We start from the raw sequence: 256 nt of genomic DNA on the forward strand, positions 1-256 counted from the left end.
CGAGGTCGACGGCGCGGGCGTGGCATTCCCGGTTGGTCGCGATTGTCCGCGAGATGCGGTCGCGCACCTCTTCCCGGTCGTGGGCGACCTGTACTTCGCAGCAGTAGTCGGCGCTGGCGATCCGTCTGAACGGGAAGGAGGCGGCGAGCGCCATGTAGTCGTCGATCGACCACGGCATGCCGTTGTAGGCAACGGTCATGGTATAGCCGGCGCTATCGAGGTCGATGCTGGCGAGGTCGGACGCGTTGGCCAGTGT

1 protein-coding gene is annotated in these 256 nt (G+C 66.0%); it reads right to left on the reverse strand.

The annotated features are described in order from the left end of the window. Nucleotides 1-256, reverse strand: a 256-nt coding sequence (locus CVH10_RS22315) for a hypothetical protein (protein WP_219925010.1), incomplete at both ends; no start/stop codon positions are given.

The sequence above is a fragment of the Halomonas sp. ND22Bw genome (genome assembly GCF_003011945.1).
GTDB lineage: Bacteria > Pseudomonadota > Gammaproteobacteria > Pseudomonadales > Halomonadaceae > Halomonas > Halomonas halophila.